The sequence below is a fragment of the Asticcacaulis benevestitus DSM 16100 = ATCC BAA-896 genome (assembly GCF_000376105.1).
In the GTDB taxonomy this organism is placed as follows: domain Bacteria; phylum Pseudomonadota; class Alphaproteobacteria; order Caulobacterales; family Caulobacteraceae; genus Asticcacaulis; species Asticcacaulis benevestitus.
In genome coordinates this window covers 90,681-111,201 of record NZ_AQWM01000012.1, presented here as the reverse complement: position 1 = coordinate 111,201, position 20,521 = coordinate 90,681, and the positions used below count along the sequence as shown (strand labels likewise).

Genomic DNA, 20,521 nt, shown 5'->3' with positions numbered 1-20,521 from the left:
CGGTCGCCGTGAACGCCCCTTGAGAGGCCAATTTGCGCCAGGCAAATAACTGATTGGGCTGAACACCGTGGCGCCTGGCCACAAGGCTCACCGTGACCTCTGGCTCATACGTTTCCTGAACCATCGACAGCTTCTCAGCTGTTGTCCAACGGCGGCGCCGTTCCTGTCCCAGAATTTCTATCTTTGGATTGTGGCTGGTCATAATGACGACATTGCTCCTACCTCTTATTTAAGTGGGAGATCCTGTCCGGTCAATTATGGGGCTATTTCACCGGACTGTGGACAACCACTGCATGGCACTGAGATGGGGATTTGGGAATTTCACGCCATCGCCGGAGACTACATAATGGTCGGCAGTTTTGGAGATGCTCATGACAATGGCTGGAATGAGTCTAAATTCTTTATAGCGCTGTATCTTATAAGTAAATTTTTTGTAACTGACAATTGATAATTGTCAATTGTACGGTATTAAGTTATCAATTTCGACTATAATATTTGTCAAATTTGCACCACGGCAATGGCAATTGTATCTATTAAGCTTTGAAATAGCCGTTATAAATATAGATTTAACTATTAATTATTACATAGGGAGCATCACTTGACCAAGTAATATTTAATAGTGAGGTTAATGTGAGAGTAGAGTTCACCCGTAGTCTATTGTCTGCCGCCATGGTTATATCGGCCCTTGGACTACCGCAAATTTGTTTCGCAGAAGGCGCCCGCGAGATTCAGGTTGCGGGCCGTACGCTGGGTTTCCTGGAAAACCCACCATCAGGGCGTGTTGTGATGGGTATTGTATATGATCCGTCGAAGCCGGGTTCGGTCGCCGAAAAGGACGAAATCATGGGTTCGATTGGCGCCGGCATGACAGCGGGTTCAGCGACGATAGTTGGTAAACCAGTAGATGCCTCGTCCCTCGGCGCCGCCGGGGATGTATATGCACTCTATCTTACCCACGGCGTCAATTATGCGGCTGTTGGCGCGGCCGGCAAGGCGAAGAAAGTACTGACGATCAGCGCAGATATGGGCTGCGTAAACTCTGGCGCCTGCGTCATGGGCGTTGCCGCCGATCCGAAGGTCGGCATCACGGTCAATCATTCCGCTGCCGCCGCCATCGGTGCCGCCTTTAAGGCGGCGTTCAAAATGATGATCAAAGAAATATAACAGTACAAAGTAATATAACAGTACAGAGCACAAATCATGAAAACGAAAATTGTCTACCGCATTCTATTTGTCTCGACGGCAATGACACTTGCCTTGGCGGCAACTGCACACGCCCAGTCGGTTGATTATGGATCCTTACAAACTCTATTCAACGAACCCGTCACGACGTCGGCGACTGGTTCGCCGCAGCGCTCCACCGAAGCCCCGGCCGATATGCAGATCATCACCGCCGACGAGATCCGCCGCTCGGGCGAGACGACGATCTCAGGCATCCTGCAACGTGCGGCCGGCATCGATGTGCTAAACACCACGGCCGGGCAATCGGAAGTCAATGTCCGAGGCTATAACCAGTTGGCCTCCCCGCGCCTGCTGGTGCTGGTCAACGGCCGCCAAGTCTATCTGGACCACTATGGGCTGACCACCTGGGCAGCCATCCCGGTCCAACTTGAGGAAATTCGTCAGATCGAGGTGGTCAAGGGGCCCAACTCCGCCCTGTTCGGCTTCAACGCCGCCTCCGGGGTGATCAATATTATCACCTATAACCCCAAGTACGACGACACCAACATTGCCACCCTGCGAGGCGGCCTCAACGGCCAGCGCGAGGGCTCCCTGGTCACCACCTTCAAGATCGGCCCGAACGTCTCCGCCCGCCTTTCAGTAGGCGGCACCTCCCGGGACGAGTGGAAGCCCACCGGCGCCCTGCCACTGGCGAGCGACCTGTACGATCCAGCAAGCGTGAAGTCCAATCTGGATATTGTCGCCCAGCTCGCGCCCAAGACAGAGCTGAGGGTCGAGGGCTCCTGGTCGAACATCCAACAGGATAACAACCTCGGCGTGGGATATGGCGTCATCAAGATGATTAACGCTTCCGAAAAGGCGACCCTCATCTCCGAGACCCGTTGGGGTCTTATCCAAGCTCAAGCCTATCAGAACCAGCTGACGTCCAAGTATGCGAGCCGTCTTGGCGTGACTGAATGGAACAACGCCATCACCGTGGCCAGTCTGCAAGATCTGTTCAAAATCGGCGCTGACCACACCTTCCGGGTGGCCGCCGAGTACCGCCACAACACGCTGAACGTGGCTCCGATCGGCGGCGCCAATATCAGCTACGACGTCTGGTCCGGCTCGGGCATGTGGAACTGGGCCATCAATCGACAACTCACCCTCACCACGGCGCTTCGAGTTGATGACCTTAAGCTGAGCCGTAGCGGGAGCTTCGCGCCGAACGTCGCGCTCGCCGACAACAACCACTGGAACCGGGATATTGTCGAGCCCAGCATCAACTTGACGGGCGCTTGGCGACCTACAGCCTATGACACCGTCAAGCTTTCTTTCGCCCGGGGCATCCAGGCGCCCAGCCTGATCGAGTTGGGCGGCGTCCAGACTGGCATCCCGGTGGCCCCTGGGTTCACCCTAAATTTGCTCGGCAATCCGAAACTCAATCCTTCGATCGTGACCAACTACGAGCTGGCTTACGATCATGATTTCATGATCGCTAAGATCGGCGCACGGCTGTTCGTGCAGGATTGGACCGACCTGAAGAGCAACGCTCAGGTCACCGCGCTCGATTATCTGCCGACGGCGACAACCAACGGCGCCTTCAGCTTCATCAATGTCGGCGCCTCCCACGAGAAGGGCGTCGAGCTTACCGCGACCGGCAAGATCGCGGACGGCCTGAGCTGGCGCGCCGACACGACCTATACGGACGTCAAGGACAAGCTGACGACCGGCGTGAACGCCGTCGCCCGTTCCGTCGCCTTCCAGGACACCACGCCCAAGTTCCGCGGGAATATCGGCGGGGACTGGGAAAAGGGCCATTGGGAGGCCGACGCCAACCTTCACTATGTCAGTGACTACCAGTTCTACAGCCTGCTCAATGGTGCCCTAGTGCCGGTCAAGGCCTATACCGCCCTGTCAGGCCGCATCGGCTACAAGATGGACGACGGTGTCATACTCGCGCTGAGCGGACAGAACCTTGGCAGCAATCGTCAAAAGCAGACGACCGGACTGGAAGCCGAGCGGAGTATGCAGTTCACCATCACCAAGACTTGGTAGCCTATGGGGTGTTCCTAATGGGGGCGCCCCTTCCAGGCAAAACTCTTTCTTCGGAGTTATTTCGACGCTTGAGCCCGCGCATGAGAGTGCCGCCGGCGAGAAGCCTTTATAGGAATAAACGCATGACACAGACCGGCAAATTCGTAGCGATCAAGGGCGGCTTCAGGCCCGCGGACTGGCCGTTCATCTGGAAGTTCTTGGTGCCTGCTATGGCGGCGGTCGCGCTGATCGCCGTTCTGGCCGTGACAGCAGCCTTGGCATTGAATGCACAAACAAGATTGATGGACGGGGTAGTGAATGGCGCCATGCAGAACGCCTTGTTTATGGGCGATGTGCGTGGCGAATTGCGCGGCGACGCCCGCGACCTCTACAATACCCTTGCCGCACGCGCAGGTGGCGACATGACAAAGGGCAGTGCGGCCAATGCCATGAAAATATCCGAAAATCTGAAATTGCTGCAAGACAAGGTCAAGGCCCGCGCCGCTATAACGACTGATACCGAAGACAAAAAAAGCCTTCAAGCCGTGGTAAAGGAGATCGATACCCAAAAAGGCGCAATCGAGTTTGTCTCATCTATGCTCGAAATTGACCTCAACGCAGCGATTTCATTTCTGGGGCCCTATGGCGACTCGGAACGGAGCACCGATGCCATTGTCCAGAAGGTCATTGACCGAACCAACAAAAAGGCAAAAGCGCTCGCTGCCCAAAGCGAAAAAGAAGCGCGTTTCCAGATATTAATTGTGGGCAGCTTGTCAGTCCTGGCTGCTCTAACGGCCGGTGGCTCGGGGCTGCTCATAGGAAGGTCCACAGCGAAGTCGATCCAAGACATCGCCGAGACAACGCAGAAACTTGCTGAAGGCGATATGCGTGTAACGCCGGAATCCTTGGCGCGAGGCGATGAGCTCGGAAAGGTAGTAGACGCCTTAACGGTGTTCAAAAACATGACGGAGCAGGGTGTCGCCCTAAAGGTCGCGCAAGACGCGTCAGACAGCGACCGGCTGCGGCGCTCCAAAGAAATGGAGCAATTGATAATGGGTTTCAATGGGGAGTTTGCCACTCTAATCCGAGGCGTGGAAAAGGCGTCAAGTCATCTGGAGCAGAGCGCTTCCATTTTAACCTCCACCGCGAATGAAAATACATCTCGCGCGCACTCGGCCGTGACTTCCATTTTTAGCGTCCGGGATTCTATGAGTACGGTCGCAGCCGCCTCCGAAGAACTAGGCGCAACAATTTCGGAAGTTGATCGCCAAGCGGCCACTTCTGCAGAGGTTGCTCGAAATGCGTCTCAACATGCCGAATTAACGCAAAAAGCCGTTGAAAAGCTCAGCCAAGCGGTGGGTGGAATTAATGACATTGTCAATTTGATCGCGACTATTGCCAGTCAGACCAATCTTCTCGCTCTAAACGCAACAATTGAAGCGGCTCGCGCTGGCGATGCAGGTAAAGGCTTCGCGGTTGTGGCGACCGAGGTCAAGACACTCGCTTCAGCAACGTCGAAAGCTACGGAAGAGATTCGCAATCGGATAGCTGAGGTTCAGGCCGCTGCGTCGCAGACAACCACCGAAATAACGGCGATCGACGAGGTCATCACGCAGATGCTGGGTATTTCCAACAATACATCGGAGTCCGTACGACAGCAGGTCCTGGCCACCCATGAAATTACGCAAAGTTTATCAAAAGCTTTGCAGGGGGCTGGAGAGGCTACATCCACTATGGAGGATTTAAATCGCGCCGCCGAGCAGTCCGGTGAAGTTTCCAGTGCCGTAAATGAGGCATCTCACAGCCTGTCAGGGCAAGCCGAACATATGAAGCTTGTTGTCGAAACCTTTCTAGGTCGAGCGGCTGCCATTTGATACGGAGAGAGTACGGCTCCCTTCCCTACCCGGCATCTCCCATGGGCAGCCGGTTCGCTACTCCGCGGAACGTGAGGTGATCCCTTTGCCTATCGGCACCGTTTCGTCGATAACCCCTAGTTTCTGCCCGTCGCCATCACTTCAGGGTACTAAAAGCTGACTAACGAAAACCTAGTGTTGACTATCCGGTTCAATCCCCGAGTGCGATATAACATCAAGCGCAATGATGCGTTTGAAAGCGCGGCTGAACGAGGCTTCGGAATCGTATCCTAGCCTCCGGGCAACAACGGACAGCTTGGTATTGTCCTTTGCGATCCACTGCCGCGCGCGGGACATTCGGATGCGCGCCACATATCGCGCTGGCGTCTCGCCGACGGTAGTCGCAAACTTCTCTGCAAAGCTTGACCGCGAGGGGCCCATAATTTTCGCGAGTGCCTCAATGCTCCAGTCCTGGTCCGGATTTAGGTGGATGGCAGCCAGCACCTTTCCGACACAGAGACATCGCACAGCCGCGATCCAGCCTGTAGAGTCCCCGCAGCCGTATTCGACCCGTTTAGTGCATTCACAGGCCATAGATAGACCGAAGCAAGGCGATGCCTTCCGGCATCGTAAAGGGAAGCTTGGACTGCTTCTTGTCGTAAGTTTCCTTGTCTTCCACGGCGTCGACAAATGCTTGCAAATCGCCCTGGATAGTGTCGGGCAAGGTCACTCGCTCATCGCCCGGCAGGACTTGGACCAGACGGAACACGTCCATCATCTGCTTGCGAATGTCCTTCGAGTCGGCCCCTCCCCCCTCGGCTTTTCGCGCGGCCAGGTCGAGATAGGCTCGCGCTTTGAAGGGGATCAGCAGGCGCTCATCGAGGATGGCAACGCCATCCTCGATACGCTTATTGGCCTTCAAGGCATCGAAATAGGCATCGTCAAGCAGGATCGCCGACAGGCTGATCAAGGCGTCTTCGACCGGGATGGGCACGATATGGAGGTCATCCGGCAAGGCGAATTGGTCAGGCTTACGCGAAAACAGCTCGATCATGAAGGGAAAGGTCGGATCTTTCGGCTTTTGGAACCGGAAAAACTGCCGTGGCCCGTCAGTACCTTCGAGCACCTCGTAGCCGCCGGCCGCCAGAAAGTCGGCGAACACCTTCGCAAACGCAGCCGACACGACCTCGACGCTGATGACCATGTCGATGTCTTTGGTCGCCCGGAATGGGATGCCGGCGGTGTTGAATATGATATCGCACGCGCTACCACCGATAACGGCGTAGCTATCTTCATGCCCGGCGAAGAATTTCCGGAATTTATCGAGGCCAATTACCAATTCAGTGTTCCTAACAGTTCGTCCGTGGCCATCGCTATCCGTTCGTCCGGATGACCCATGAACTGAGCATAGAGCGATAGTGAATCAACCGTCATCTTCCTAGCCAGTGGCGCCGGATCGTAGGACCAGATTTCTAAAATGGCCTCCGCCTCCTCCGGGTCAACCTCTGCCACATCCTCAGTTTCCTGAATTTCATTCCAGTAAGCCAGGCTTGCCGCGAAGTGCTTCACGTCCGGTGGATTTAACGGCGTCAATTTTGCCAGGGCGGATTCGCCGGCAAGCCTGAAATTCGGAAACCGTTCGGCGCCCGTCAAATAGCGCAGTGAGCGTACAGGGCTGCGCAACAGGGGCTTGGCGCGCTCAAACAGCGCCTCGCCTTCTAGCTCAAAATGAATATGACGCTCGCGGCCGACCTTGTCGGAAGTCGCCAATCCAAGATCCGTCAGCACGTCGATGGCGCGTCCGATCGACATCGGTGTATAATTCAAATTGCCGGCGATATCGGACGCGGTGACGTCACGCTTGCGGATGCCCAACAGATGGCGGAATAGCACTGCCTGGGCGACCGGCGTCAGCGCCTCGCCCGCCTTGACCTTCTGAGCTCGAAAATGTTCACGCAAGTCCAAGGCCAGCTCCGGAATGTAGAGCTGGTTTCCCGGTACCACGAAGGGGATCGCGTCCTTGATCAGCCGCGACCGGTTCTTTGCGGTCAGTCTTTCCGTCACAAAAACGACCGACACAAATAGCTTGGATTGTGCCTGGCTCAGGTGCTTTCTGATTTCCGCCGGTGTGCCGGCGTCATCCTTACGGATCATGAAGACCAGTTTCCGGTTGCCCAGCAGCACGTCGTAAAACTGATAGTCCGATGTCAGATAGATCGGAAGCTGCCGGACATTCTCCATTGCGCTCAAGCGAACGGGCGTATGCAGGGTTTCCCCGACATAGCGTTCTATCTCTTTTTGCAGGGCGCTCTTTGCCACCGATCCAGCCTCTCAATAACAACAGAATTGCACATTATCATTGACAAAGTTAATATTCAATTCAATGTTATTGTTGGCGTCGCAAATATGCTTTTTGGAGGATCAAATGGACAATTTGAAAAGCATCGCGTCATTGGCATCCGGCACTGCCTGAGCCATCTTAAACACCGTGGCCTGGTTTCGAAAGGCATACCCTAGAGACCGTAGCTCGTAGTAAAAAATTGGGGCAGGCCCCTACCCTCTCGATGACTGATATCCGGGCCTGGCCCTGGCACCGTTATCCAGGTCTCATGAATACGCGAGACACTTGATTGAAGTTCCATTTTTTGAAATAATAAGGAAATTCAACGAGATAGAAGCGTGAAAATTTTTCGCTTTGTTAGCATTATCGGAAATTAATGTTATATATCAACTGCTTGCGCATATTTCTACGTTTCGTCGGCTATAAAGATTGGCGCAATCCTCTCTAAAACCTCGTCGACGATAAAACTTGGAAGTTTTTGACATATGACACTTTGCGCTCTGCCGACTTAAATTCTACCGCGCAAAATGCAAATGTCAGTCCTCTGCAAATTAGATGTGTCAGTCTCCCCCACATAGACCCGTCTGCGCGCGCCGGCAGCGCACATCTCACTCGCTTCAGTTATCAAGCCCTGCCATCCGCCTGACGAGGGTGGACAAGGGCTATTTTTTACATCATACATATGATGTTGCGGCAAATCTTCACGCTCGCCTCTCCTTCAAAAATCAAAAAAGTACATCTGCAAACGGAAACGCCACCATGAAAAAGCCCAGCCTACGCCCGCTGCTCTGCACCGTCGCTGCATCGGCCCTGCTTCTGCCGGTCTTCATCCGGCCCGTCAGAGCGGCTCCGACTTTCGCGGAACTTTCGCCCGCCCCGCAGATTCCCGTTGTGGCGCCCCCCAAATCGGATCGTCTGTCCGGCGGGGTGCATCTGGCGCTTCGTCCCGCCCCCGTCCCCGCCATGGTCTATGCTTCGCCCCAGGGTTCGGATGAGAATGACGGCTCTTCGGCCCATCCGTTCGCCACCCTCCCGCGGGCGCAAATGGCTGTGCGCAGTCTGAACCAGGATCATGATGTTACGGTCAGTCTTGACGATGGTGTCTATCGCCTCGATGCGCCACTGCGCTTTACCGCCGCCGACGGTGGCCAGAACGGCTTTAAAGTGCGCTATCAGGCCGCGCCCGGCGCTCATCCGGTACTTTCGGGGGGCATGCGTATCGCGGGCTGGACCCTGGCTGATCAGGGCCGCAATATCTGGGTTGCCGACATGCCCAAAGGCATGGATCCGCGTCAGATCTGGGTCAATGAAAAGCTGTCGCGCCGCGCCTCCGTCATCGCACCGCGCACCGCCTTCGAATTCTACGACTGGGGCCTGAAGATCGTCGATCCGGCCTGGCGCTTCCTAGCCGATCTGCCTGACCAGAACCGCCTCGAAATCGAAAACCTCGGCTGGTTCACCGACCGCCACGCCACCATTCAGCGTATCGAAGGCGATCGCATCATCATGCAGCAGCCCGGCTGGCGCGACAATATCATCGGCTATGATACACTAGCCCGTCCCGTTTCGCCCGACAATGCACGGCTTGAGTTCGTCAATTCCCTGGCCTTCCTGCGCAACGAAGGCGAATGGTTCGCCGATCCGAAGGCCGGGAAAATCTACTACAAGCCCCGCAAGGGTGAGGACATGGCTAAGGTCGATGTCGAGGCGCCGCATCTGGAATGGCTGATGTCGGTCAGTGGCACCTATGAAAGGCCGGTTGCGGATATCGACTTCACAGGCCTGAGTTTCGAATATACGAGCTGGCTTCAACCTTCCGGCCCCAATGGCTATGCCAGCCAGCAAAGCGGTGCCTATATTGCGGGCGAGATACCCAATTATCCGAAGGATCCCATCCGTGACTGTAGCTGGGGGTGTCCGACTTTCGAGGCCATACGCAACAGATGGAGTCAGCAACCCGCCGCCGTCCAGGTTTCGGCGGCCGAGCGCATCACCTTCTCGCACGACCAGTTCACCCACCTCGGCCAGATCGGGCTGGGCATCGGTAACAATGCCGACGCCAATGCCAGCGGCATCGGCTTGGGCGCCAGCACGATCGATGTCGTGCGCAGCCGCTTCACCGATCTGGCCGGGGGCGCGATCATGGTAGGCGGCGTTACGCCGGACGCGCACCATCCATCCCGCCCGGAAATGACCGTGGCCGACATCCTGATCTCGAATAATCTGGTTCAGAACATCTCTCAGGACTATCACGAACAGGCCGCCATCATGGTGACCTATGCGGCCGGCGCGGTCATCAGCCACAACGATGTTTCGCTGGCCCCTTATGACGGCATCGACACGGGCTGGGGCTGGGGAGCGAACGATCCTGGCGGTTCGCCCGCATACCGCACGGCGAACCGCGACTACTATGACCAGCCGGGCAATCTGGTCTATAATACGCCCACCATCCTTCACGACACGGTTGTCTTCGCCAACCGCGTACACGAGGTCAAGCAGTCCTTCCCCGATGGCGGCGCCATCTATCATCTGTCGGCCGATCCGGGCGCCTTGATCGCTGAGAACTACGTCTATGATGTGCCCGGCGGCATCGCCCTCTATCTCGATGAAGGTTCGAGATACGTAACTGTGCGCAACAATGTGGTCAGCCATGTCGGCATCTGGCTGAACCTCAACTCCCAGGATAATCTGGCGCCACGCCGCACTGCCATGGATAATATTGCCAAAGGCAACTGGTATAATTCCGGCCTGCGTTCCGGCTCATGGACCGACTATCTGAATAACCAGTTCATCGACAATACAGAGGTCAAGGGTGAGGCCTGGCCCAGCGCTGCCCAGGCGATCATCGCACGCTCTGGCATCGAACCGGAGGAGGCGGCCAAAAAGTGACCCGGCAAGGCTTTTACTCCAAAAACACAGGCCCGGCAGATATCGGGCTTGTGTTTTAACGGAAGCTGAGCCATTGCATGAAGCCGGTTTGCACGGCTTTGCGCCGTCAGCGCCACACCAGCATGTCAGGCGTCACATCCGCCAGTGCGGTGACGCCACTCAGCGTCATGGCCGTGCGCAGCTCGCGCTCTATCAGGTCAAGCAGGTGCGTCACCCCGCCGCCTCCGCCCGCCGCCAGAGCGTAGATATAGGCGCGGCCAAGTAGCACGCCTTGTGCGCCCAGTGCTAGCAGCTTGAGCACATCCAGTCCTGTGCGCACACCTGAATCGGCCAGAACCACCAGACGGCGATCAACCGCCTCGGCGATGTCCGGCAGCGCATATGCAGACGACGGCACGCTGTCGAGCTGTCGTCCGCCATGGTTGGAAACGACAATGCCATCGGCGCCGAATCTTACGGCGTCCAGCGCGTCCTCCTTATCAAGAATACCCTTGATGATCATCTTGCCCGGCCAGAAACTGCGGATCCATTCCAGATCCTTCCAGTCGACGCTCGGATCGAAATTCTCGCCCAGCCAGCCGATATAGTCCTCAAGCGAAATGTGTCGGCCCAGATAGGCCGACACATTGCCCAGGTCGTGCGGCTGGCCCATCAGGCCGACATCGAAGGCCCAGCCGGGTTTACGTATCGCCTGCCATATCCGCCGCAGTCCCGCCCCGTCACCGCTCATGCCCGAATGCCGGTCACGATAGCGCGCGCCCGGCGCGGGCATGTCCACCGTAAAGACGAGCTTGCTCACGCCCAGAGCCAGGGCCCGCTCCAGCATGGCCTTCATGAAGCCGCGATCCTTGAGCACATAGAGCTGAAACCAGATGTCGCCGCCCTGCGATGCGGCCACGATCTCTTCAAGCGGACAGAGCGAAACCGTCGAGACAATATAGGGAATGCCTGCCTTGCGCGCGGCGCGCGCCACCTGGGTTTCGCCACGGCGGGCAAACATGCCGCCCAGCCCTATCGGCGCCAGGGCCAGCGGCAGATTGCAGGCATCACCCAGGAGCTGCGTCTGCATGGATATGGCCGAAACATCGCGCAAGACCCTCTGGCGCAGGCGGATATGCCCCAGATCCTCTATATTGGCGCGCAGCGTGTGCTCGGCATAGGCACCGCCGTCGAGATAGTGGAACAGAAAGGGCGGCAGCCTGCGCCGCGCGGCTTCACGGAAATCGGTCGAAGCCGAGATGATCATGGCCATATCGTGGTCACGCCATGCCAACGCGCTGCTTCTGGCGCCCCAGTCCTGTAATCCCCAGCTCCATCACATCCCCCGGCTTAAGCCAGACCGGCTCTGGTTTGACGCCCATGCCGACGCCCGGCGGCGTGCCGGTGGAGATGATGTCGCCGGCTTGCAACGACATAAACTGAGAGACATAGGCTACGATATGAGCGGGACGGAACACCATGGTGGCGGTCGAACCATTCTGAAAGCGTCGGCCATTGACCTCCAGCCACATCGACAGATGATGCACGTCGTCGATCTCGTCCTTCGTCACCAGCCATGGGCCTATCGGGCCGAAGGTGTCGCAGCCCTTGCCCTTGTCCCATGTGCCGCCACGCTCGGTCTGAAAATTGCGCTCGGACACATCATTGATCACGCAAAAGCCCGCGACATAATCCATCGCCTCGGCTTCGGAAATATAGGCGGCGCGTTTGCCGATGACGAGGCCGAGTTCAACCTCCCAATCCAGCTTGGTGGAACCACGCGGCTTTCGCACCTCATCATTCGGGCCGATGATGGCCGAGGTCGCCTTCATGAAAACGACGGGTTCATCGGGAACGGGCAGGTTGCTCTCGGCGGCATGGTCGGCGTAATTCAGGCCGATGCAGATGAACTTGCCGACACGACCGACGCACGGGCCATAGCGTGACCCCTCCGGCGCCAGCGGCAGCGTCATCGGATCGATGGCCGCCAGCCGCGCCAGGCCGTGATCGGACAGGGCCTCGCCCGCAATATCATCGACCACGCCCGACAGATCGCGCATCTTGCCGTCGGAATCGAGAAGGCCGGGCTTTTCATGACCCGGCGGGCCAAAACGAAGCAGTTTCATGAAAACTCCATGACAGGGAAATTACGGGCGGCCGATCCGTTGTGCGGACGGATACCTTCAGTTCAGCCAGCCGCCATCGATGATATGCGCCTGGCCGGTGGTAAAGCTCGACTCATCCGACGCCAGATAGACGGCCAGGGCGGCCACCTCTTCCGGCGTGCCCAGACGGCCGCTGGGCTGGCGCGCCAGGAACTGGGCGCGGCCCGCGGCGTAATCGCCGGTGTCGCGCATACGCTGCTGGAGGGACGGCGTTTCGATCGTGCCTGGGCAAATGGCGTTGCAGCGGATATTCTGTCTGACGAAATCGGCGGCCACGGATTTGGTCAGTCCCACCACGGCCGCCTTGGTGGTGCAATAGGCCAGCCTTTGTGGCACGCCCTTGAACGCCGCTACCGACGCCATATTGACAATCGAGCCGCCGCCGCCAGCCAGCATATGGGGCAGGACTTCACGGATCAGCCGGTACATGGAGGTGACATTCAAATCGAGCGAGCGCGCCCACGCCAGCTCGTCACAATCGAGAATGCCGCCGGCATGGACATAGCCCGCGCAATTGAACAGGACATCGACGTTCGGGAATTCCGCGACCAGCGCCCTGACGGCGACCGGGTCGGTGACATCGAGGCCGCGACAGACCGCGCCGTCAAGTGTCTGCAAAAGCGCAGCGTCAATATCGGTGGCGATCACGGTCGCGCCTTCACGAAGGAAGGCTTCGGCGGCGGCCCGCCCCATGCCCTGTCCAGCCGCCGTTATCAGAGCCGTCTTGCCTGTCAGTCTGCCCATTATGCCATCTCTTGTAAAAAAAAACCGTGCGCCTCACGACGGTATGAAAGCGAAAAATGGCCCATGCTCACCGGGGTGATGAGCATGGGTCAAGACATCTGGTCGAGGATCTTTCCAGATGGAACAAGCACCAGGGAGGTTAGTACTTGAAGCGGACACCGACGGTGTAACGTCGGCCGACATCACGATATTCCTGCGTGTCGTAATAATAGTTAGCGTAATGGAACTCCTTGGAATCGGTCAGATTTGTTCCATCGAGAGTCAGCATGACATGATCATTGATGGCATACTGAAGACCGGCGTCGAGCTGATTGTAGCTGGCGCTGAATTCCGGAACCCCCGTCTGGGTTTGCGGTGCCACCAGATATTTGTCGCGCCAGGTGTAGGAGATCCGCGCCTGGATCGGGCCCTTTTCGTAAAAGCCGACAAAGGTGAAGGAGTCCTTTGACAGGCCTTCCAGCGAATAGTGGACGCTCTCCTTGGCAGAATTGCTGTAATCGGCGTCACTGTCGGTATAGGTATAGCTGATTTGCGTACCCAGACCGTTCCACGGCGATGGCAGGCGGGAGAACACCGTGCGGAAGGCGAGTTCCAGGCCCTTGACGGTGGCACCCTTGCCGTTCACAGGCTGATCGACGATGAAGGTGACCTGATCGACCTGCTGGGTGGTGACGCCGCGCGTGATGAACGAGTCGATCGACTTGTAGAAGCCGGTGGCCGACAGGATCGAATCCTTATCGAAATACCATTCAAGCCCAGCTTCCGCCTGTGAGGCCCGGAAGGGCTGAAGATTCGGATTGCCCTTGGAAATACGTTCATTACCAGGGTTGCTGCTGATACTCTGGGCCGAAGAGAGATCCGTCAGGGTCGGACGCGAAATGACGCGGGAGGCAGCGCCGCGCAGGATCAGATCGTCGGTCAGGTTCAGGCGGGCGTTGAACGATGGCAATATATCGAGATAATGGCCATTGAAGCTGAGCGGCACAATATCGGACAGCACGATAATATTCTGCCCGGTGCCGTTGGGCTTGGCGCTGATGACCGTCTGGCCGGCGCCATCCGATGTGAAGTCAGTGCTCTCGATGCGTACGCCCGTATTGACGGCCAGCGGCATGGAGCCGAGATTGCCCTTATATTCGGTCATGACATAGCCAAGGGCCACTTTTTCCTGCACGGATGAACTACCCGCCGGATCTTTGACAGGATCCATATAGTCGCCGCTATGGGTGGAAGGATCCGCCGACACATTCAGGGCCTTCAGGGCGGCGATCAGGTCATTGGTGTTGTAATCGACCCAGTTCGCCACCGTCGGGACACCGCTCGAACCCATGAAGTTGTAGTTGGTGGGGTGAAAAATGGATGACGGCAAGATGACATCACTGCCGCAATAGGCACAGGCAGTAGGCTGTGCATATCCCGTCGTGACCTTCGTGCGCTCAGAATAACCGAGTCCGCCATACAGGGCGATGGCGTCTCCGTCCCATTTGCCATCGACCTTGACCTCATTGATCGTGTCGTCGAGGTCGCTACCCTCTGTGCTCATATAGTGCGCATTCCGATGGCTGACATCTGTGGAGGCATCCGGATAGTTCGGATTGCTGAGGCTTAATGACATGAGCGGCGATCCGGTGCGGCGGTCATAGGTATAGTCCATACCTTTCAGCCGGACGGTCGTGAACATGCCCTTGGAATCGCGATACTGAGCCTTGCTGGTGTCGACATCGAAGCTGAGCGTAAAGGCGTCATGCTTCCAGCGCGCATTGAAGCCGAACAGGTCGGTCAAGGACGTGGCGGGGCGGTCTTCGACAATTTCGTCGACCGTGCCATTGGTGAAGGATTCAGATACGGCGACGCCGCCATTATGAACCGTTCGCGGCTGTCCCGCCACCATTTCGGTCGTGTCGGTTCCGCCTTGCACAATCTGATTGACCAGGGTGCCGCCGCTGAAATCCGGACCTATCCCAGAACCATGATAGTGATCGTCATTATAGGAGGCCAGGGCATCGAAGGTCAGCCTCAGTTCGTCCGACACATCGTATTGTAACGTCACGTTCAGGCCGGTGCGCTTGCGATGATCGAACTCCACCTGATTGATGGAATTGTGGTACATGTCGACGTTACGGAACAACGTGACATTATTGGCGATACGCGGATTGCACTTCCCGCCGCTGACACTGCCGACGCATAAAGAGCCATTATTGTGGCTTGCCGTGCCGTAATAGCCATCGTCGAAACTGCGCGGATAAGAGCTGGCACCAGGGAAAAAATCGTCAGTGCGTTCATATTTTTCGTCATAGGAGAGCACGACCGAAGCACCGACACGGCCAGATTTGCTCTTCCAGGTCATGTAGGCCGCCGCCGAAGGCGTCGTTTTATTGCCGAGATCATCGATATTGGCGCGCGCCGAGCCCCCCGCCTGAAAGCCGCCCTTCTGTTCAAGCGGGCGCAGGGTGTGGATGTTGATCGTGGCGCCGATGCTGGCGCCGTTCAGATTGGCCTGCGGACTTTTGTACACTTCGGCACTCGAAATCAGCTCGGAGGGCAGAATGTCGAAATTGAATTCGCGGCCCGCCCCGTCCGTGGCGATCACCCTTCCATTCACGGTGACCGTATTGAACTGGGGCCCCAGACCGCGCACCGTGACGCCATTACCAACGCCTCGATTGTGATCAATGGTGATCCCCGGCACGCGTTGCAGCGATTCGGCGACATTCTGATCGGGCATCTTGCCGAGATCTTCGCTGGCAATGGCATCCACGCTATTGATCGCCACCTTCTTGATATCGATCGACTGGCGCTGACTCCTGCGGATGCCTGTGATGACAACTGTCATCGTATCGTCATTGGCAGCCGCATTGGCGGATTGCGCTGAAGCATAGCCGGGGGCGCAGCAAATTGCTGCAATAGCCGCCGCCGACAGCAACCACATCTTCCTGTTCATTGTGTTTCTTTCCCTTTTATTGTCGCATAGATTTGCGCTAACCGTTTTTATGGTTGACATATATATGCCGAATTCTAGCCATCAGGTCAAATAAATTGATCATAGGTAATACGATTTATAAAGCGAATACGGATTTTATCATCAGGCCGAGGCGCTATCCTGCGTGACTAGGAAATTTATTAATTTGATATATATAGACTATCTTTGAAATTTTCTTCAGCAGCGCCCCATATTTATGTGATGACATAAGAGGCCTTGTGTTGCCAAAGCGTCACATTCATGCGATGAATGTGGCCGGTAATTCTGGGCATGGGCAGGCAGGCCCGCCTGAAAGACGCGGACGCATGACCTCAATACGATGGAAAAGTTAGAATTTAAGACCTTCATGCTATATACTCATATTTTCCGTGCCCTGCGCGATTCCAAAGCCGCCGGGTCGACGCCGCACAACAACATGACCATGGTAGTTTGAGGCCAGTCTTGACCATTGATAATACCTCTGTACGAATCACGCGCAGGCGTCCCCACCTCGCCGCAGGCGTTGTTGAAATCCTTGTCCGCGACATTGTGCAAAACCTGTATCCGGTTGGCTCGGCCTTGCCGCCGGAAAATATTCTTTGCGAACAGTTCGAAGTCAGCCGCACTGTGATCCGAGAAGCCACCAAGGCCCTCATCGAAAAAGGTCTGGTTGATTCGCAGCAGGGGCGCGGCACGATCGTGTGCGAGACAGAAGCCTGGGACATGCTGGATCCCATGGTTCTGTCCAATATGTTCAAGCGCGAAGACGGTTTAATATATCTCGACAATCTGATCGAGATCCGCGCCCTGCTCGAAGCCTCGATGGCCGCCAAGGCCGCAGCTAAGGCGACGCCGGAAGACCGGCAGCAACTGATCCGTCTGCGGGCGAACCTCGAAGAGTTGCGAGACAATCCGGCAGAGTATCTGGCCGAAGATATCGCCCTGCACGGAATGATCATGGAAATCTCCGGCGACAAGCTGAGCGCCGCCATTATCCGGACCATCCACGATCAGGCCAGGGAAGCGGCCAAATATAATGGCCGCATCAGCACCGGCCTGCTGAATGCGACGCATCTCGGCCATTTGAAAATTGTCGATGCTATCCTCGGCGGCGATTCGGATGCCGCCGCGCGCGCCATGCACGAACATATTGAATCGGCCTGGAGCAACCGGCGCGAAAGCTGAAGCCGCTACGCCCTTTACCTGGGCAGCATGAAGCGCTTTGCCAAAACACTTTTCAATCATTATACATATTATATATATTGAATAGTTGCGCACGCCTTTTCTGCGTGTTATTAAGGTAATATGTATTATGCATGTTGCCTTTGCACCTTGCTATAAACACGAACGATAAAACGTGGCGAGAAGGCCCTGCTATGAAAATCACTGGCTATAAAAGCCTGAAAACCTCACACGTCTGGGGCAGACCCATCGGCGATGTGAACGGCGTCATCAATCCGGGCGTCACCGAAGTTCCCATATTGCTGCTCACCACGGATGAGGGCGTGACGGGCATAGGCATTGGCGACCATAGTGAAATTGACCGCGTATTTTCTGCGATCGAGGGCCAGGACCCCCGCGCGGTTTCCACCCTGTACGATCGGATGCTGGCCTACGTGTTCAAGGCCGGGCACGCCGGCCATACCTTCGGCACCATCGGCACGATCGATATGGCGCTATGGGATCTGAAGGCTAAACTGAATGACGAGCCTTTGTGGCGCACACTGGGAGGGGCCGATCCGTTCGTGCCCGGCTATGCTTCCGGCCTGTGCTACGGCCTCGAAGACGATGAGCTGGCGGCGCTGTACGAACGGTTCGCCGAACGCGGCTTTTCCTCGGCGAAGCTGAAGGGCGGCATCGATATCGACCGTGACATCCGACGTCTGAAGCTGGTGCGTGACATCCTCAAGCGCAATTCGCCGCGTCCGGCCATGATGTTCGACGCTAACGAAGCCTGGAGCCGCAAGCAGGCGATCCGCAATATTACCGAAATCGAAAAGCACCTCGACCTGACCTGGATCGAGGAGCCCGTGCGGCGCTGGGATGCGGAGGGCCTGGCCTTTGTCAGTCGCGCTGTCAAGGCCGCCGTCGCTACGGGTGAAAACCTGACCGGCCTGGAGCAGTACCTGCCGCTCCTGTCCGCCGGAGCCGTCGATGTGGTGCAGGCGGGCAATGTCTGGGGCATCACGCACTTCATGCGCACCGCCATGGCGGCGCACGCCCATAATCTGCCGGTGTCGCCGGTCGGCAATTCTGCCAATGCCCTGGCCCATGCCGCCACAGCCATCCCCAATATGATGACCATCGAAGTCCAGGATCTGGGCTTCCCGGTCGGCCTGAGGGTCGATCAGCGGTTTGAGGATGGCGGCGTCTGGCTGGGCGAAGCGCCGGGCCTTGGCGTCAGTTACGACGAAAGCCTGTTTATTTCCCCCGTGCCGCTGGCAGGGGATGCGCTGGCGGCAGGGCCGCATGTGCGCCCGGCGCGGGCGGGCCTGCGCCTCGTGTCGGGCGATGGCCCCACCTCCATGGCCTTAAGGACGCCAGCGTCATGAGCCCGGCGGCGCGACTGCAGGCGAAGCTATCGAGGCTGGCCTTCGGCGCTTCGCCACTGGGAGGCAGCTATGGCGCCACGGATGCGGGCGAAATTCGCCGCGCCGTGCATCTGGCCGTAGCGCACGGCGTCACGACCTTCGACACATCACCCTTTTACGGCGCCACCCGGTCAGAAACGGAAATGGGGCTGGCCCTCCAGGGCCTCGATCGCACCACCTATGTTCTGGCGACCAAGGTGGGCCGCTATGGCGAACGCCACTGGGATTTCACGCGCGATGCGACCCTGCGCAGCGTCGAGGCCAGCCTGAAGCGGCTGAAAACGGACCATATCGACATCCTGCAATGCCACGATGTCGAGCACGGCAAGCGGGCACACGTAGTGGAGCACACCCTGCCAGCCCTGCGCCAGTTGAAACAGGATGGCGTCATCGGCGCCATCGGCATTACCGGCTATGATCTTGAGGTGCTGGAGAAGCTTGCCCTTGCCGAAGAGATCGATACCGTCATGTCTTTTTGCGCCTTTACCCTACAGGATCAACGGCTGGCGCCGGTGGCGCGCAGGCTGGATGCGGCGGGTATTACGGTTTTCAACGCCTCGCCGCTCGCCATGGGGCTTCTAACGCAGAACGCGCCGCCCGCCTGGCACCCGGCGCCCGAAGCGGTCAGGCAAAAGGCCCGCGCCGCCGCGCGTCTGTGTGACGAGTTGGGCTGCGACCTGGCGCGGCTGGCACTGGGTTTCGCTATGCAGGCGGCGCGGGAGAACGGCATCTCCGCAACAGTCATTGGTATGCACAGCGAAGCGGAACTCCGGGCCAATCTCGATGCCTGCGAAGCTGAACTGCCCGCAGAGGCGCTTCAGGCTCTGACAAATCTGTTTGCTGAAACGGCGCAAACGCCGTGGCCTCGGCTGTCTCCGGACTTTCTGACCCAGCCATGATCCGTATCGATTCACATCTGCATGTCTGGGATCCACATATGCGGCCCTATGCCTGGCTCAACCAGGTTCCAGCGCTTAACCGCCGCTTCGGCCCCGAAGATTTGTCGCTAAAGCTTGATTACGTGATCTTCGTGCAGGCTGACTGTCACCCGGATCAGGCGCTTGACGAAGCCGACTGGGTGGCCGCCATGGCCGCGGATGCCGGTATTATCGGCATTGTCGCCTATGCGCCGCTCGAAAGGGGGCGCACGGTGCTGGCCCATCTTGAACAACTGGCGGTGCGGCCGCTCGTCAAGGGCGTCAGGCGCAATCTTCAGGACGTACCGGCCGACTTTATCGAATCCGCAGCGCATTTCGATGGTATGGTCTGCGTGGCTCAGGCCGGGCTCAGCATTGATCTGTGCGTGCGCGCCCATCAGCTACCGCTCGTTCTTCCCCTGCTGGAGCGCCTGTTCACGGCCTGTCCGGACGCTCATGTCATCCTTGATCATCTCGGCAAACCAGCAATCGGCGGCGAGGCGACGCCTGGCCGCCACGCATGGTCCACGAACCTGGCACGTCTGGCGGCTTTTCCCAATCTGTACGCCAAGCTGTCAGGTCTGCTCACCGAAACAGTGGATTATGCCTGGAGCACCGATCTGGTCAGTCCTTACCTGAAGCTGGCCATCGACGAACTGTCGCCTGACAGGTGCATGTTCGGTAGCGACTGGCCGGTCATCAATCTGGCCGGACGGATGGAGGACTGGATCGGTATTGTGGAAAGCGCCACAAGCGGCCTGCCGGAGGCAGCGGCACGCGCGATCTGGTGCGATACCGCCTGCCGCGCCTACCGGCTCAGCCTGCCGGGCTGACCGTCCGGGCCCACAATAAATAATACGCTAAAAAGCAAATAGGGAACGAAAC

The 20,521-nt window shown here is 57.5% G+C and carries 16 protein-coding genes; 8 read left to right on the top strand and 8 right to left on the bottom strand.

Translation table 11 applies throughout. The annotated features are described in order from the left end of the window. A partial coding sequence (locus B060_RS26550) for a transposase (RefSeq protein WP_018082317.1) occupies positions 1 to 202 on the bottom strand: 202 nt, incomplete at its 3' end. Positions 203 to 786: 584 nt separating this feature from the next. Between B060_RS26550 and B060_RS24530 the strand changes: the two genes are divergently transcribed. The 3 genes from B060_RS24530 (at position 787) to B060_RS0113445 (ending at position 5,072) form a co-directional block, all read left to right on the top strand. After that, a complete protein-coding gene (locus B060_RS24530) occupies positions 787 to 1,164 on the top strand; it encodes a hypothetical protein (RefSeq protein WP_018082316.1) in 378 nt (125 codons plus the stop codon). A 93-nt stretch (positions 1,165 to 1,257) separates the two neighbouring features. Then, positions 1,258 to 3,219 carry a TonB-dependent receptor plug domain-containing protein gene (locus B060_RS0113450; protein ID WP_162149148.1) on the top strand — a complete coding sequence of 654 codons (1,962 nt, stop codon included), beginning with the start codon at positions 1,258 to 1,260 and terminating at the stop codon, positions 3,217 to 3,219. A gap of 122 nt (positions 3,220 to 3,341) precedes the next feature. Further along, positions 3,342 to 5,072 (top strand): methyl-accepting chemotaxis protein, encoded by a 1,731-nt coding sequence (locus tag B060_RS0113445; protein WP_018082314.1) that lies wholly within the window; start codon positions 3,342 to 3,344, stop codon positions 5,070 to 5,072. Between the two features lie 171 nt (positions 5,073 to 5,243). On the opposite strand, the gene B060_RS28435 is transcribed toward B060_RS0113445, so the two are convergent. The 3 genes from B060_RS28435 to B060_RS24525 form a co-directional block, all read right to left on the bottom strand. Beyond that, positions 5,244 to 5,492: a helix-turn-helix transcriptional regulator gene (locus B060_RS28435; RefSeq protein ID WP_425303995.1), complete on the bottom strand. Its 249-nt coding sequence runs from the start codon at positions 5,490 to 5,492 to the stop codon at positions 5,244 to 5,246. A gap of 142 nt (positions 5,493 to 5,634) precedes the next feature. Beyond that, positions 5,635 to 6,390: a hypothetical protein gene (locus B060_RS0113435; RefSeq protein ID WP_018082312.1), complete on the bottom strand. Its 756-nt coding sequence runs from the start codon at positions 6,388 to 6,390 to the stop codon at positions 5,635 to 5,637. Continuing rightward, positions 6,384 to 7,370 carry a hypothetical protein gene (locus B060_RS24525; RefSeq protein ID WP_018082311.1) on the bottom strand — a complete coding sequence of 329 codons (987 nt, stop codon included), beginning with the start codon at positions 7,368 to 7,370 and terminating at the stop codon, positions 6,384 to 6,386. Before B060_RS24525 ends, B060_RS0113435 begins: the two co-directional genes overlap by 7 nt. Before the next feature lie 781 nt (positions 7,371 to 8,151). Between B060_RS24525 and B060_RS0113425 the strand changes: the two genes are divergently transcribed. Then, positions 8,152 to 10,281, top strand: coding sequence for a right-handed parallel beta-helix repeat-containing protein (locus tag B060_RS0113425; RefSeq protein ID WP_018082310.1), 2,130 nt, complete (start codon positions 8,152 to 8,154; stop codon positions 10,279 to 10,281). A gap of 106 nt (positions 10,282 to 10,387) precedes the next feature. Here B060_RS0113425 and lldD read toward each other — a convergent pair whose 3' ends face one another. From lldD to B060_RS0113405, 4 genes are all read right to left on the bottom strand, one after another. After that, the gene (lldD, locus tag B060_RS0113420) at positions 10,388 to 11,527 is read right to left on the bottom strand and encodes an FMN-dependent L-lactate dehydrogenase LldD (RefSeq protein WP_026172829.1); all 1,140 of its coding nucleotides are present in this window, start codon (positions 11,525 to 11,527) and stop codon (positions 10,388 to 10,390) included. A gap of 13 nt (positions 11,528 to 11,540) precedes the next feature. Continuing rightward, on the bottom strand, positions 11,541 to 12,386 hold the full coding sequence (locus B060_RS0113415) for a fumarylacetoacetate hydrolase family protein (protein ID WP_018082308.1): 846 nt from the start codon (positions 12,384 to 12,386) through the stop codon (positions 11,541 to 11,543). A gap of 57 nt (positions 12,387 to 12,443) precedes the next feature. Next, positions 12,444 to 13,169, bottom strand: a complete 726-nt coding sequence (locus B060_RS0113410; protein WP_018082307.1) for an SDR family oxidoreductase — start codon at positions 13,167 to 13,169, stop codon at positions 12,444 to 12,446. 139 nt (positions 13,170 to 13,308) lie between these two features. Further along, on the bottom strand, positions 13,309 to 16,110 hold the full coding sequence (locus B060_RS0113405; protein ID WP_236621588.1) for a TonB-dependent receptor: 2,802 nt from the start codon (positions 16,108 to 16,110) through the stop codon (positions 13,309 to 13,311). Positions 16,111 to 16,590: 480 nt separating this feature from the next. Here B060_RS0113405 and B060_RS0113395 point away from each other — a divergent pair, with 480 nt between their 5' ends. The 4 genes from B060_RS0113395 to B060_RS0113375 all read left to right on the top strand — a co-directional run bounded on the left by B060_RS0113395 (position 16,591) and on the right by B060_RS0113375 (position 20,469). Further along, on the top strand, positions 16,591 to 17,313 hold the full coding sequence (locus B060_RS0113395) for a FadR/GntR family transcriptional regulator (protein ID WP_018082304.1): 723 nt from the start codon (positions 16,591 to 16,593) through the stop codon (positions 17,311 to 17,313). A gap of 191 nt (positions 17,314 to 17,504) precedes the next feature. Continuing rightward, complete coding sequence (locus B060_RS0113390) at positions 17,505 to 18,680, top strand: mandelate racemase/muconate lactonizing enzyme family protein (RefSeq protein ID WP_018082303.1); 1,176 nt, start codon at positions 17,505 to 17,507, stop codon at positions 18,678 to 18,680. Next, positions 18,677 to 19,618: an aldo/keto reductase gene (locus tag B060_RS24520; protein ID WP_018082302.1), complete on the top strand. Its 942-nt coding sequence runs from the start codon at positions 18,677 to 18,679 to the stop codon at positions 19,616 to 19,618. Before B060_RS0113390 ends, B060_RS24520 begins: the two co-directional genes overlap by 4 nt. Beyond that, positions 19,615 to 20,469, top strand: a complete 855-nt coding sequence (locus tag B060_RS0113375) for an amidohydrolase family protein (protein ID WP_018082301.1) — start codon at positions 19,615 to 19,617, stop codon at positions 20,467 to 20,469. The genes B060_RS24520 and B060_RS0113375 overlap by 4 nt, the downstream gene beginning before the upstream one ends. Positions 20,470 to 20,521 lie beyond the last annotated feature (52 nt).

Coding starts and splice junctions, on each gene's coding strand:
- B060_RS24530 (WP_018082316.1), top strand. CDS start 787: ATGGGTATTGTATATGATCCGTCGAAGCCGGGTTCGGTCGCCGAAAAG.
- B060_RS0113445 (WP_018082314.1), top strand. CDS start 3,342: ATGACACAGACCGGCAAATTCGTAGCGATCAAGGGCGGCTTCAGGCCC.
- B060_RS28435 (WP_425303995.1), bottom strand. CDS start 5,492: ATGGGCCCCTCGCGGTCAAGCTTTGCAGAGAAGTTTGCGACTACCGTC.
- B060_RS0113425 (WP_018082310.1), top strand. CDS start 8,152: ATGAAAAAGCCCAGCCTACGCCCGCTGCTCTGCACCGTCGCTGCATCG.
- lldD (WP_026172829.1), bottom strand. CDS start 11,527: ATGATCATCTCGGCTTCGACCGATTTCCGTGAAGCCGCGCGGCGCAGG.
- B060_RS0113415 (WP_018082308.1), bottom strand. CDS start 12,386: ATGAAACTGCTTCGTTTTGGCCCGCCGGGTCATGAAAAGCCCGGCCTT.
- B060_RS0113410 (WP_018082307.1), bottom strand. CDS start 13,169: ATGGGCAGACTGACAGGCAAGACGGCTCTGATAACGGCGGCTGGACAG.
- B060_RS0113405 (WP_236621588.1), bottom strand. CDS start 16,110: ATGAACAGGAAGATGTGGTTGCTGTCGGCGGCGGCTATTGCAGCAATT.
- B060_RS0113390 (WP_018082303.1), top strand. CDS start 17,505: ATGAAAATCACTGGCTATAAAAGCCTGAAAACCTCACACGTCTGGGGC.
- B060_RS24520 (WP_018082302.1), top strand. CDS start 18,677: ATGAGCCCGGCGGCGCGACTGCAGGCGAAGCTATCGAGGCTGGCCTTC.
- B060_RS0113375 (WP_018082301.1), top strand. CDS start 19,615: ATGATCCGTATCGATTCACATCTGCATGTCTGGGATCCACATATGCGG.